The sequence below is a fragment of the Streptomyces sp. NPDC107517 genome, assembly GCF_055582645.1.
Genome location: NZ_JBVJPM010000006.1, coordinates 415,751 through 428,436, shown reverse-complemented (window position 1 = coordinate 428,436; position 12,686 = coordinate 415,751). Strand labels below are relative to the sequence as shown.

The window sequence follows — 12,686 nt, the reverse complement described above, 5'->3', positions numbered from 1 at the left end:
GTGGGAGAAGAAGCGGTGCCAGTAGTACTGCTTGCGCACGGGGTCGAAGGTCCAGTTCGACGCCTCCGTGTCGACGAAGATGATCCGCGCGTCCTGGTACTGCTTGTCGTCGTCGGCCCAGACGTAGTAGTCGCCGTACGGCCCGTCGGGGTCCTTGCGGGACTCCTGGAACCACGGATGCTGGTCGCTCGTGTGGTTCATGACGAAGTCGATGATCACGCGCATCCCGCGCTGATGCGCGGCGTCGACGAACTCCACGAAGTCCGCGAGATTGCCGAACTCGGGCAGGACCGCCGTGTAGTCGGACACGTCGTAACCGCCGTCCCGCAGTGGGGACTTGAAGAACGGGGGCAGCCAGAGGCAGTCCACGCCCAGCCATTGGAGGTAGTCCAGCCTGGACGTGATGCCCTTGAGGTCGCCGACTCCGTCGCCGTTGCTGTCCTGGAAGGAGCGGACGAGGACCTCGTAGAAGACAGCGCGTTTGAACCAGTCGGGATCCCTGTCCTTGGTGGGGGTGTCCTCGAAGGTGTCCGGGACGGGCTTGTTGACGATCATGTGGTGGGTGACCCTCCGGTGGGCGGTGAGGACGGTCGCAGGACGGTGAGGATGTGCGCGGGCGTACGGCCCGGCTCGAGGCGCACAAAGTTCGTCCTGCCCCATTGGTATGTCTCGCCGGTCAGCTCGTCGTGGACCGGCACGCTCGCGTGCGCGTCGAGTCCGAGCTGCGACATGTCCAGAGAGACCGTCGCCTCCTGGGCGTGATGGGGGTCGAGGTTGACGACCACCACGACCGTGTCGGGGCCCGAGCGCTTGCTGTACGCGATCAGCGCGTCGTTGTCGGTCCGGTGGAAGTGGAGATTCCTGAGCAGTCGCAGGGCGGCGTGGTTCCGCCTGACACCGTTCAGGGTGGTGATGAGCGGGGCGATGGAGCGCCCCTCGCGCTCGGCCGACTCCCAGTCGCGCGGCCGCAGTTCGTACTTCTCCGAGTGGAGGTACTCCTCGCTGCCCTCGCGGACCGGGGTGTTCTCGCACAGCTCGTATCCGGCGTACACCCCCCAGGTCGGGGAGAGCGTCGCCGCGAGCACGGCGCGCACCTCGAAGGCGCGGCGGCCGCCCTGCTGGAGGTAGCGGGGCAGGATGTCGGGTGTGTTCACGAACAGGTTGGGACGCATGTAGGCGGCCGTGTCCCGGGAGAGCTCCGTGAGGTATTCGGTGAGCTCCTGCTTCGTGTCGCGCCAGGTGAAGTACGTGTACGACTGCTGGAAACCGGCCTTGGCGAGCGCCCTCATGATCGGGGGCCGGGTGAAGGCCTCGGCGAGGAACACGACGTCGGGGTCGCTGCGGTTGATGTCGGAGATCACCCGCTCCCAGAACATGACGGGCTTGGTGTGCGGGTTGTCGACCCGGAAGATGCGGACCCCGTGCCGCATCCAGAAACGCAGGACCCGGGTCGTCTCCTCGATCAGCCCCAGCATGTCCTGGTCGAACGCGATCGGGTAGATGTCCTGGTACTTCTTCGGCGGGTTCTCCGCGTACGCGATCGTGCCGTCGGATCTGTGCTCGAACCACTCCGGGTGCTTCTCCACCCACGGGTGGTCCGGGGAGCACTGGAGGGCGAAGTCGAGAGCGATCTCCAGATCCAGTTCCCCGGCCCGGCGCACGAACGCGTCGAAGTCGTCGAGCGTGCCGAGGTCCGGGTGGATCGCGTCGTGACCGCCTTCGGGAGAGCCCACCGCCCACGGCACTCCGACATCCCACGGGTCGGCCGACAGGCTGTTGTCCGGCCCCTTGCGGAAGGTGGTGCCGATGGGGTGGATCGGCGGCAGGTAGACCACGTCGAAACCCATGGCGGCGACGGCGGGAAGGCGCTCGGCAGCCGTGCGGAAGGTGCCGCTCACCGGGCGTTCGCCCTCGCGGACCACAGCGCCCTCGGAGCGCGGGAACATCTCGTACCAGGCCCCGTACAGCGCCCGTTCGCGCTCGACGAGCAGCGGCAGGGGCGCGGAGCGGGAGATGTTTTCGCGCAGCGGATGCCGCGCCAGCGCTGCGGTCACGTCCGGCGCGAGGGCCGCCGCGTGGCGGGCGGCGGGAGGCCGGTCCTCGTCGCGGAGCGCGTCCACGGCCGCGAGGACCGCGTTGCGTCCCGCGCCTTCCGGAACGCCGGCGGCGGCTCGCTCGTGCAGCGCGGCACCCTCCTCCAGGATCAGCTCCGTGTCGATCCCGGCCGGGATCTTGATGCCGGCGGACCGGCGCCACGAGGACACGGGATCGCCCCACGCCTCCACCGAGTAGGTCCAGTTGCCCACGGCCGCCGGGGTGACGTCGGCGCCCCAGCGGTCGCTTCCCGGGGACAGTTCACGCATCGGGGTCCACGGGCCCGGCCGGCCGTCGGGGCCGCGCAGCACCACATTGGCGCAGACGGCGGCATGGCCCTCTCCGAAGAGCGTGGCGGAGACCTCGAACGTCTCGCCCGGGACCGCCTTCGCCGGACGCCTGCCGCAGTCGACGGCCGGGAGGACGTCCACGATCGGGACGCGGCCCGTCACCGTGCCTGGGTTCATCAGTTGCACCTCCGCCGTGCTCGAGGCAGGACCGTCCTCGCTCGGGGGCCCGCCGGGTTCACATGCGCCACGGGACGCGCCGTCACTCGCACACCAGTTGGCCCGGCACGTGGCCGGGCACTGCAGGGTGTCATCCACGGGCTGCGTCCCTCCGGCGACACGCTACGGGAGCCGACCGGGCTCGGCCTGTCGGGAAATGCCCCGGTTCAGGCGTGTCGGCCGGCATCCCGCTTCTGCCGGAGGGTCCGGCGTCACGGCCCGCTGAGGGCGGCGACGGCGACCGCGGGCGCCGCGAGCGGCGGGGCGGCCATGGGCGGATGCTCCACGCCGGGACGGAGATAGCGCTCGGCCGCGTCGGCGGCCTCGCGCCCGCATCGCTTCCCCATCAGCACGCACAACGTGTAGGCCGTGTCCTCGAAGTGGGCCCGCACCTGCCGGTCGGCGGGCGCCGCCAGCCGCAGGCGTTCCCACGCGCGGTACTGCGCCAGATGACTGGCGACTTCGGTTTTGGTAGGCAGCAACATGTCGCTGTTCACTTCCCACTCTTCGATGTGCACGGTGCACCGGGTCGGTGCGCTGGGGCCGTGCACGGAGAGGCACCGAACCATTACGCCGATCGGTACCCCGTCCCATGGTGCATTTGGCGGTACTTCCCGTCCTGTTGGAGCTTCAACGACGCCGGGAGCGGCTCCTCGTGTTGCACGAATGGAGTAGCGCTCTCATCCTGAGGCTGACTCAGGAGCGATCAGTGCTCACGCTACGTGTTCGGGGTACGGCCCGTGGGGGGCGAGCAACGAGCGGGAGCTTCGCCGGTGAGGAGCCGAAGACGATGAATACAGCAGTCCCCTGCTACTACCACCTCGACGTCGAGGTCAGTTCGGAGCGTGTCGGGCAGGTCAGGCGCATCCTGGCCGCCCACCTCCGGTACTGGAAGCTGGACATTCTCGTCGACCCCGTCTGCCGCGGCGTCGAGGTGTTGCTTCACACGATCGACGAGCACGCCACGGACAAGAACACCACCGTCGAGATGTGGTGGAACGGCCAGCATCTGATCACCGCGGTGTCCGACCACGAGCGTGACCTGCCGGGCCCGCACTACGCACCGAAGGAGGGATGCCTCGCGGAGATTGCCGCGCTGAGCGACGGCTGGGGCGGCTGCGCCACCCCCACGGGAAAGATCATCTGGTTCTCGCGCCGTGCCCGTCTCGGTGAACGCGCCCCGCTGGTCCCGGTCGGACCCCCGCCGCGCATCAGCGAAGCGCTCGAGATGCCGCGCGAGGTCCCTGTCCCGGCGTTCGCGGGGTCAGTGGTCACGGATCCGCTCGTGGACACCGCCCCGGCAGCCCGTGCACGCGAGCCGCAACTGTCCGTCCCGCGCAGGGTCGTCCGCCCGACGCCGGTCACGTGACAGCAGCACGGCAATCCGTCCGGAGCGTGTCGCACCGGGCCGCGGTCTGCTTCGGCAGCCGCGGCCCGGCGGCGTGCCAGGACAGCGGCACACGAGGGCCGGGCGCGCGGCAGACGAGGTGCGGGCGGCGCGGTGACGACACCGACAACAAGATCATCCGTACCGTGGCCGGATGCTCACCTGGACCGGACGCCCCTATCCCCTCGGCGCGGCATTCGACGGCGACGGAACGAACTTCGCCCTGTTCACGGAGGTCGCCGAGCGCGTCGACCTCGTCCTCCTCCACGACGACGGCAGCCACGACACGGTCACCATGACCGAGGTCGACGGCTTCGTATGGCACTGCTATCTGCCCGCCGTCGGCCCCGGCCAGCGCTACGGCTACCGCGTGCACGGCCCGTGGGACCCGGCGGCGGGTCACCGCTGCAACCCCGCGAAGCTGCTCCTCGACCCGTACGCCACCGCCGTCGACGGACAGATGGACAACGACCCCTCGCTCTTCGAGCGGGCGGCCGCCGGACCGTCCCCGTCCGACAGCGCGGGCCACACCCTGGTCGCCGTGGTGACCGACAGCGCCTTCGACTGGGGCAACGACCGCCCGCCCCTGCGCCCGTACGCCGACACCGTCATCTACGAGGCCCACGTACGCGGCCTGACCCGCACCCACCCCGAGGTCCCCGCCGAACTGCGCGGCACCTACGCGGGCCTCGCGCACCCGGCGGTCATCGAGCACCTGACCTCGCTGGGCGTGACCGCGGTGGAGCTGATGCCGGTGCACCAGTTCGCGCAGGACGGCTTCCTGCGCGACCAGGGCCTGTCGAACTACTGGGGCTACAGCACGATCGGCTTCTTCGCCCCGCACAACGCGTACGCCGCCCAGGGCACCCGCGGCCGGCAGGTCACCGAGTTCAAGTCCATGGTGAAGGCGCTGCACGCGGCCGGCCTCGAAGTGATCCTCGACGTCGTCTACAACCACACCGCGGAAGGCAACGAGAACGGCCCGACGCTCTCCTTCCGCGGCATCGACAACGCGTCCTACTACCGGCTCGTCGACGGAGACCCCGCGCACTACTACGACACCACCGGCACCGGGAACAGCCTGCTGATGCGGCACCCCAGCGTGCTCCAGCTCATCATGGACTCCCTGCGGTACTGGGTCACCGAGATGCACGTCGACGGCTTCCGGTTCGACCTCGCGGCGACACTGGCCCGGCAGTTCCACGAGGTGGACCGGCTCTCCGCGTTCTTCGACCTGATCCAGCAGGACCCCGTGATCGGACGCGTCAAGCTCATCGCCGAGCCGTGGGACGTGGGCGAGGGCGGCTACCAGGTCGGCAAGTTCCCGCCCCAGTGGTCGGAGTGGAACGGCAAGTACCGCGACTCCGTACGGGACTTCTGGCGCTCCGGCGAGAACACCCTCGCCGAGTTCGCCTCCCGGCTCACCGGCTCCTCCGATCTCTACCAGCACGACAGCCGCCGCCCGCGCGCCAGCGTCAACTTCGTCACCGCCCACGACGGATTCACGCTGCGCGACCTGGTCTCGTACAACGACAAGCACAACGAGGCCAACGGTGAGAACAACCGGGACGGCGAGAGCACCAACCGGTCGTGGAACTGCGGCGTCGAGGGCCCCACCGACGACGAAGGCGTGCTCGAACTGCGTGGCCGGCAGCAGCGCAACCTCCTCGCCACGCTGCTGCTCTCCCAGGGCATCCCCATGCTCGCCCACGGCGACGAACTGGGCCGCACCCAGCAGGGCAACAACAACGCCTTCTGCCAGGACAACGAGATCTCCTGGATCGACTGGCGCCTGAGCGACGACCAGCGCGAGCTGATGGAGTTCACCCGGCGCACCATCGCCCTGCGCGCCGCCCACCCGGTGCTGCGCCGCCGCCGCTTCTTCCGCGGCGACACGCACACCCACAAGGGCCGGCCCCTGCCCGACCTGGTGTGGCTGCGCCCGGACGCGCGCGAGATGACGGACGACGACTGGCAGCGCGGCGACGCCCATTCGGTCGCCGTGTTCCTCAACGGCGACGCCATCGCCGAGCCCACTCCGTACGGGCGGCCGGTGGTCGACGACTCCTTCCTGCTGCTCCTCAACAGCTACTGGAAGCCGGTCCGCTTCCGTCTCCCGGACGCCACCTACGGCGAGCGGTGGACCACCCGGATCGACACCACCGACCCGCAAGGTGTCGCGGACGAGATGGAACACAAACCGGGCACCGATGTGCTGGTCGAGGCCCGCAGCCTGATCCTGCTGTCCCGGGAGGCCAGGACGGCACCCGGCGCGCAAGACTGAACGCGCCGTCCGGTGGGCCGGTTGCGTGACCGGCCCACCGGGCGACGACGCCGGCTCAGACCCGCTTCAGACGCAGCGTCACCAGCTCGAAGGGGCGCAGCGACAGGGTGATCCGGTCGCCGTCGCGCTCCGGGTCCGCCGCGTCGGCGAGCGGACGCTCCAGGAGGTCCGTCGCCGCCGCGGCCGCGACCTCGAAGCCCGCCGTGAGCGTGGCGCGCACCCGGCCGCCGCGGGACTCGTGGAAGCGGACCACCACGTCGCCGCTGCCGTCGTCGGCCAGCTTGACCGCCGTCACGACGACCGCGTCCTGGTCGACACCCACCAGCGGAGCGACCTCCCCGGAGCCGGTCACGTGCCGCTCCGGCAGGTTGATCCGGTAGCCCTCGCGGACCGCGTCGCCGATCGCCGCGCCCGGCACCAGCGCGTGCCGGAAGCGGTGCACTCCCTGGTCGGTCTCGGGGTCGGGGAAGCGCGGCGCGCGCAGCAGCGAGACCCGGACGGTGGTCGTCGTGCCCGAGTCGCTGTCCCGCACGGTCCGCGTCACGTCATGGCCGTACGTCGAGTCGTTGACGAGGCAGACGCCCCAGCCGGGCTCCTCGACGTGCACGAACCGGTGGTTGCACGCCTCGAACTTGGCCGCCTCCCAGCTGGTGTTGGTGTGCGTGGGCCGGAAGAAGTGCCCGAACTGCGTCTCGGACGCATACCGCTCGGCGTGGATGTCCAGCGGGAACGCCAGCTTCAGGAACTTCTCCGTCTCGTGCCAGTCGACCTCCGTGTCGATGCCGAGCCGCCGCTCACCCGCCGTCAGCGAGAGGACCTGCGTGACGCGCGAGTCTCCGAAGCTGCGCACGATGCGCACCGACGCGCCCTCGCCGGGGGCCACCTCGTCGGCGTCCACGAGATCCGTCACCGTATTGCGGTAGAACTCGTCGACGTCCCACGCGTCCCACATGTTCGGGAAGTCCGGGTGGATCTGGAGCAGGTTCGCGGCCCGGCCCGGCGCCACGGTCTCGCGGCCCGCGACGAGGTCGTACGCGGACACGACCAGGCCCCGGTCGTCGATCTCCACCCTCAGCAGCCCGTTGTCCAGGACGAATCCGCCCGCCGCGCGCGAAGCGATCGCGGCCTCGCCCTCGACGACCGGGTTACGGGCGCCACCCGCGGGCACGCCGTCGCGGGCGTGCGGCGCCGAGTTGAAGACGAGAGTCCCGGAGCCCTCGCCGGCCAGGGCGCGTTGGGCCGCGCCGATGATGCCGTCCAGCTCGTTCGCGACCCGCTCGTACGTCCTGCGCGCCTCGCGGTGCACCCAGGCGATCGACGAGCCGGGCAGGATGTCGTGGAACTGGTGCAGCAGCACCGTCTTCCAGATCCGGTCCAACTCCTCATAGGGGTAGGCAAATCCGGCCCGCACCGCCGCGGTCGCAGCCCACAGCTCGGCCTCGCGCAGGAGGTGCTCGCTGCGCCGGTTGCCCTGCTTCGTCCTGGCCTGGCTGGTGAGCGTGGCGCGGTGGAGTTCGAGGTAGAGCTCGCCGACCCAGACCGGCGGGTTCGGGTACTCGGCCTCCGCCTTCTTGAAGAACTCCTCCGGCGTCTCCCACGCCACCTGCGCGGACCCTTCGAGGTCACGGAGGCGGGCCGCCTTCGCGACCATCTCGCGCGTCGTGCCGCCGCCCCCGTCACCCCAGCCGGTCGGCGCGAGCGAGTGCCGGGCGACCCCCTTGTCCTTGAAGTTCTTCGCCGCGTGGGCGATCTCGCTGCCCTTCATGGAGCAGTTGTACGTGTCCACGGGCGGGAAGTGCGTGAAGATCCGGGTGCCGTCGATGCCCTCCCACTGGAACGTGTGGTGGGGGAACTTGTTGGTCTGCGACCACGAAATCTTCTGCGTGAGCAGCCACTTGGAGCCCGCGGCCTTGATGATCTGCGGCAGGCCCGCGGCGAACCCGAACGTGTCGGGCAGCCACGCCTCGTCGTTCTCGATCCCGAACTCGTCGAGGAAGAACCGCTTGCCGTGGACGAACTGACGGGCCATCGCCTCCGAGCCCGGCATGTTGGTGTCCGACTCCACCCACATGCCGCCCGCCGGCACGAACCGCCCGTCGGCGACCGCCTTCTTCACCCGCGCCCACACCTCGGGCCGGTGCTCCTTGACCCACGCCCACTGCTGGGCCTGCGACATGGCGAAGACGAAGTCGGGCTCGTCCTCCAGGAGCGCCGTCATGTTGGACGTCGTCCGCGCCACCTTGCGCACCGTCTCACGCAGCGGCCACAGCCACGCAGAGTCGATGTGCGCGTGGCCGACGGCGCTGATGCGGTGGGCCGACGGCACGGCGGGCGCGGCCAGGACGCCCGTCAGCCGCTCGCGGGCGGCGGCCGCCGTGCCGTTCACGTCCTGGAGATCGACCGCGTCGAGCGCGCGCTCCACGGCGCGCAGGATGTCGTAGCGCCGCGCGGACTCCGTCGGCAGCTCGGCCATCAGCTCGCCGAGCACTTCGAGATCCATGACGAGCTGCCACACGGTCTCGTCGAGGACCGCGAGATCCATCCTCGTCAGCGTGTACTGCGGCTCGCTGCCCGCGGTCTCCTTGTCGCCCAACTGCGTGGGCAGGAAGGGGTGGTAGTCGAGGATGACCGGGTTGGACGCCGCCTCGATGTGCAGGCGGACCTCCTCGCCGCCCTCCACCGGGGCGCCGACACGCACCCACTGGTTGCGCGGGTTGAGGCCCTTCACCGGAGTGCCGTCCGGGCGGTAGACCAGGCCCTCGCACTGGAAGCCGGGCATGTTCTCGTCGAAGCCGAGGTCGAGGATCGCCTCGACGGTCCGGCCCGCCCAGGCCTCGGGCACGGTCCCGGTGACGCGGAACCAGCAGGTGGCCCACGGAGCGCCCCAGCGCGCGCCCACCGCGATCGGCTCGGGCGTCGCCGCGAGCCCTTCTTCGACCGGCACCGGCTCGCCCGGCGCGTTCCACACCGCGACCTCCAGCGGCACGGACTCGGGGTAGACGGCGGGTCGGATGCGCTCGTCGAGGACGCGCTTGAGACGGGCTTCGACCAGGGTGCGGTCGTCATGCATGAGGGGTACTCCGTAAGGTTCGAGGTGCGGGTGTTCACGAGGCGGGGCGGGCGGGACGCTGTACAACTCCCCGACGCGGCGCACCTCGAATCGTGCGGTCGCATCGGGGTTTCGACCGGTTACGGAGCCGTGCCGACGGTGCGTGTGACGTGGTCCGGTGTGACCACTTCGGTGATGCCGCGCGCCACCAGATGTTCCTTGTCGTGGGCACGGCCGGCGAGCACCGTGGTGGGCCGGGCCCCGTCGGCCGTGAGCCGGGCGAACGCCTCGAAGACGGCGCCGCCGGGGGCACACACCGAGCGGTTCGGGGCGGCCTCGTCGTCACCGGCGTCGACGACCAGCGCGGTGGTGCGCGGCGCGGGTGTACGGGGATGTGCGCGCCGGTCCGCGACGATGCGGGCGAGGGCCTTCGCCGCGGGTTTCGGCCGCCGCTCGCTCGTCAACAGGCCGAGGCTGTACTCGAGGTCGGGAAAGTCGGCGAGATCACGGCTGACGTCGTGCGAGCACCACCACGTCACGCCCCACAGGTCCGGGCAGTCGAGCGCGTTCTCGACGGTGGCCTCGGTGAAGTGCGCCGCGTGCCCGGCCGGGACGAGCGGCGCGGGCGCGCCGACCTCCTGCAGCCAGACGGGCCGGTGCGGATCGCCGGCCCAGGCCTTGGACAGCTCGACGAGGTACGCGGCATGGTGCTCGGTGGCCGTCCCGGTGCGGCCGTGGCGCTGCGCCGTACCGTTGAACACCCACGAGTGCACCGCGGTGAGCGCGCCGAGCCGCGCGGAGTGCGCGGGCGTGAACGGCTGGTCGTCCTGGTACCAGGCGGCGTCGTACGAGGCGTGCAGATGGGTCCGCCCCGGCGCGCCATCCTCGCACGCGGCGAGCACACGGCGCAGCCAACTCCCGGCCTGTTCCTGTGTGATGCGGTCCGGATCGGGGTGCGGGCCCGCCGCGAACTGGTTGACCTCGTTGCCGATCGTCATGCCGATGAAATTGGGCCGGTCGGCGAGCGCCCCGGCGAGCGTGCGCAGATACGCCTCCTGGCCCTCGACCACATCAGGGTCGGTGAAGAGGTTCCGCCGGTGCCACGTCCGCGTCCACGCGGGCAGGAAGTCGAAGCTCGACAGATGCCCTTGCAGGCCGTCCACGTTCACGTCGAGGCCGCGCTCGGCCGCCGCGTCGGCGAGCTGGACGAGCTGCTCGACGGCTCGCGGACGGATCAGCGTGCGGTTGGGCTGGAAGTACGGCCACAGCGGGAACACCCGGATGTGGTCGAGGCCCAGCGCGGCGATCGAGTCGAGATCGGCGCGCACGGCGTCGAGGTCGAAGTCGAGCCAGTGGTGGAACCACCTCTGGCTGGGGGTGTAGTTGACGCCGAAGCGCACGGCAGCAGTCATGCGGAGTCCTGGTTCTGTGGTACGTGGGGGCCTCGGTGAGAGGTGTCCGCGGTGCGGGCGTCAGCCCTTGACGGCTCCCTCGCCGACCCCGCGGAAGAAGTACCGCTGGAGGCAGGCGAAGAGGATGATCAGCGGTGCGACGGCGATGATCGTGCCGGCCGCGACGATCCGCTCGTCGTTGGCGAAGGTGCCGTGCAGATAGTTCAGGCCGATGGTGAGGGTGAACTTCGCCGGGTCGCTGAGCACGATCAGCGGCCACAGGAAGTCGTCCCAGGCGCCCATGAAGGCGAAGATCGCGACGACCGCGAGGGTGCCCTTCACGGACGGCAGAGCGATCCGCAGGAACCGCTGCCAGGCATTCGCCCCGTCGACGTAGGCCGCCTCCTCGATCTCGTAGGGCAGGTTGAGGAACGCGTTGCGCATCAGCAGGACGTTCATGGCGGCGATGCAGCCCGGCAGGACCACGCCGACGAGCGTGTTGTTGAGGCCGAGTTCGCGCATCGTCGTGAACTGCGCGATGACGATGCTCTCGACGGGCACCAGCATCGCGAGGATGAATACGAGGGTGGCGGTCTTGCGGCCGCGGTAGCGCAGCCGGGCGAGCGCGTAGCCCGCGAGAGCGGAGCCGACGCAGTTGGTGACCACGTCGGCGGTGGCGACCTTCAGGGAGTTGAAGGCATAGTCCCAGACGGGGATGGTGTCGGCGACGCGCTCGTAGTTGTGGAGAGTGGGATCGCCCGGCAGGAACTTCGGCGGGGAGCTGAAGATGTCCTCGTGCGTCCCCTTGAGGGAGGTGGACAGCTGCCAGAGGAAGGGCCCGACGGTGATCGCGAGCACGGCGAGCAGCAGCGCGTAGCGCAGTACGAGCTCCCAGACCCGGATGCGCCGGCCGTTCTCGTCGGTGACGCGCGGTGCACGTCGGCGCCGAACGGGCCCCGGATCCGAGGCTGTTGTGGCGCGGACGTCCTCGGTGACGCTCACACGTCCTCCTTCCGGTCGGCGCGGAGCACGAGCAGCATCAGCGCGACGGTGACGACGAAGACGACGACGGAGATCGCCGAGGCGTAGCCGACCCGGCCGGTCAGGCCCGTGCCGGTGCGCTGCACGAGCATCACGAGCGTGGTGTCCTCGCCCGCGGGGCCACCGTTCGGCCCCGCCATCAGATAGACCTCGGAGAACACCTTGAAGGCGGCGACCGAGGAGAGCGCGGCGACGAGGACCATGGTGGAGCGCACGGCGGGCACGGTGACGGTGAAGAAGCGGCGCACCGCGCCCGCACCGTCCACCGAGGCGGCCTCGTGCAGTTCGCGCGGCACGTTGGCCAGTGCCGCCAGGTAAATGATCATGTAGTAGCCGAGACCCTTCCAGACCGTGACGGCCATGGCGCTCAGCAGGAGCAGCCACTGGTTGCTGAGAAACCCGACCCTGCCGATCCCCACGGCTTCGAGAACCGAGTTCACCAGGCCGCGCTCGTCCAGCATCCACACCCAGATCAGGCCGACCACGACGATGGACGCGACCACCGGCGTGTAGAAGGCCGACCGGAAGAAGGTGATGCCCGGGATGTTCTTCTGGACGAGGAGGGCGAGCAGCAGCGGTAGGAGTACGAGGGCGGGGACGACCCCGACCATGTACAGGACGCTGTTGCGCAGCCCCGTCCAGAACATGTCGTCGTGCAGCAGTTCCCGGAAGTTGGCCAGGCCCACGAACTCACCGGGGATCAGGGTTCGCCGGTCGGTGAAGGAGTTGACCACGGTGGAGACGAACGGGTACAGGATGAAGACGGCGACGACCAGCAGCCCGGGAGCGGCGAACAGCCAGGGGCTGGTGGGCAGATGGCGCCGGACGCGGGGGCCCGGCCGCTCGCCCGAGAGCTTCGCGGGTCGCGTCACCTCTGCGTTCGCCGAGGTCTCGGCGGCGGTCTTCACGGTCGGAAGGGGACTCGTCATGGTGT

General features: G+C 70.1%; 9 protein-coding genes. 2 read left to right on the top strand and 7 right to left on the bottom strand.

Features of this window, described 5'->3' with window-relative positions:
- The 3 genes from ACZ67T_RS17900 to ACZ67T_RS17890 form a co-directional block, all read right to left on the bottom strand.
- On the bottom strand, nt 1-555 hold a 555-nt coding region (locus ACZ67T_RS17900; RefSeq protein ID WP_469984990.1), incomplete at its 3' end, for an alpha-amylase family glycosyl hydrolase.
- Complete coding sequence (locus ACZ67T_RS17895; RefSeq protein WP_469984989.1) at nt 552-2,561, bottom strand: alpha-1,4-glucan--maltose-1-phosphate maltosyltransferase; 2,010 nt, start codon at nt 2,559-2,561, stop codon at nt 552-554. The genes ACZ67T_RS17900 and ACZ67T_RS17895, both read right to left, overlap by 4 nt.
- A gap of 251 nt (nt 2,562-2,812) precedes the next feature.
- Nucleotides 2,813-3,118, bottom strand: a complete 306-nt coding sequence (locus tag ACZ67T_RS17890) for a DUF5133 domain-containing protein (protein ID WP_469984988.1) — start codon at nt 3,116-3,118, stop codon at nt 2,813-2,815.
- 272 nt (nt 3,119-3,390) lie between these two features.
- Here ACZ67T_RS17890 and ACZ67T_RS17885 point away from each other — a divergent pair, with 272 nt between their 5' ends.
- Entirely contained in the window at nt 3,391-3,969 is a 579-nt protein-coding gene (locus ACZ67T_RS17885; protein ID WP_469984986.1) for a pep a2, read from the top strand.
- 172 nt (nt 3,970-4,141) lie between these two features.
- Nucleotides 4,142-6,271 carry a glycogen debranching protein GlgX gene (gene glgX / locus ACZ67T_RS17880; RefSeq protein WP_469984984.1) on the top strand — a complete coding sequence of 710 codons (2,130 nt, stop codon included), beginning with the start codon at nt 4,142-4,144 and terminating at the stop codon, nt 6,269-6,271.
- A gap of 55 nt (nt 6,272-6,326) precedes the next feature.
- Here glgX and ACZ67T_RS17875 read toward each other — a convergent pair whose 3' ends face one another.
- From ACZ67T_RS17875 to ACZ67T_RS17860, 4 genes are all read right to left on the bottom strand, one after another.
- Entirely contained in the window at nt 6,327-9,341 is a 3,015-nt protein-coding gene (locus ACZ67T_RS17875; protein ID WP_469984982.1) for an alpha-mannosidase, read from the bottom strand.
- Between the two features lie 119 nt (nt 9,342-9,460).
- A complete protein-coding gene (locus ACZ67T_RS17870; RefSeq protein ID WP_469984980.1) occupies nt 9,461-10,732 on the bottom strand; it encodes a glycoside hydrolase 5 family protein in 1,272 nt (423 codons plus the stop codon).
- A gap of 60 nt (nt 10,733-10,792) precedes the next feature.
- Complete coding sequence (locus ACZ67T_RS17865) at nt 10,793-11,713, bottom strand: carbohydrate ABC transporter permease (protein ID WP_469984979.1); 921 nt, start codon at nt 11,711-11,713, stop codon at nt 10,793-10,795.
- Entirely contained in the window at nt 11,710-12,681 is a 972-nt protein-coding gene (locus ACZ67T_RS17860) for a carbohydrate ABC transporter permease (protein ID WP_469984977.1), read from the bottom strand. The genes ACZ67T_RS17865 and ACZ67T_RS17860 overlap by 4 nt, the downstream gene beginning before the upstream one ends.
- Between the last annotated feature and the right edge of the window lie 5 nt (nt 12,682-12,686).

Coding starts and splice junctions, on each gene's coding strand:
- ACZ67T_RS17895 (WP_469984989.1), bottom strand. CDS start 2,561: ATGAACCCAGGCACGGTGACGGGCCGCGTCCCGATCGTGGACGTCCTC.
- ACZ67T_RS17885 (WP_469984986.1), top strand. CDS start 3,391: ATGAATACAGCAGTCCCCTGCTACTACCACCTCGACGTCGAGGTCAGT.
- glgX (WP_469984984.1), top strand. CDS start 4,142: ATGCTCACCTGGACCGGACGCCCCTATCCCCTCGGCGCGGCATTCGAC.
- ACZ67T_RS17875 (WP_469984982.1), bottom strand. CDS start 9,341: ATGCATGACGACCGCACCCTGGTCGAAGCCCGTCTCAAGCGCGTCCTC.
- ACZ67T_RS17870 (WP_469984980.1), bottom strand. CDS start 10,732: ATGACTGCTGCCGTGCGCTTCGGCGTCAACTACACCCCCAGCCAGAGG.
- ACZ67T_RS17860 (WP_469984977.1), bottom strand. CDS start 12,681: ATGACGAGTCCCCTTCCGACCGTGAAGACCGCCGCCGAGACCTCGGCG.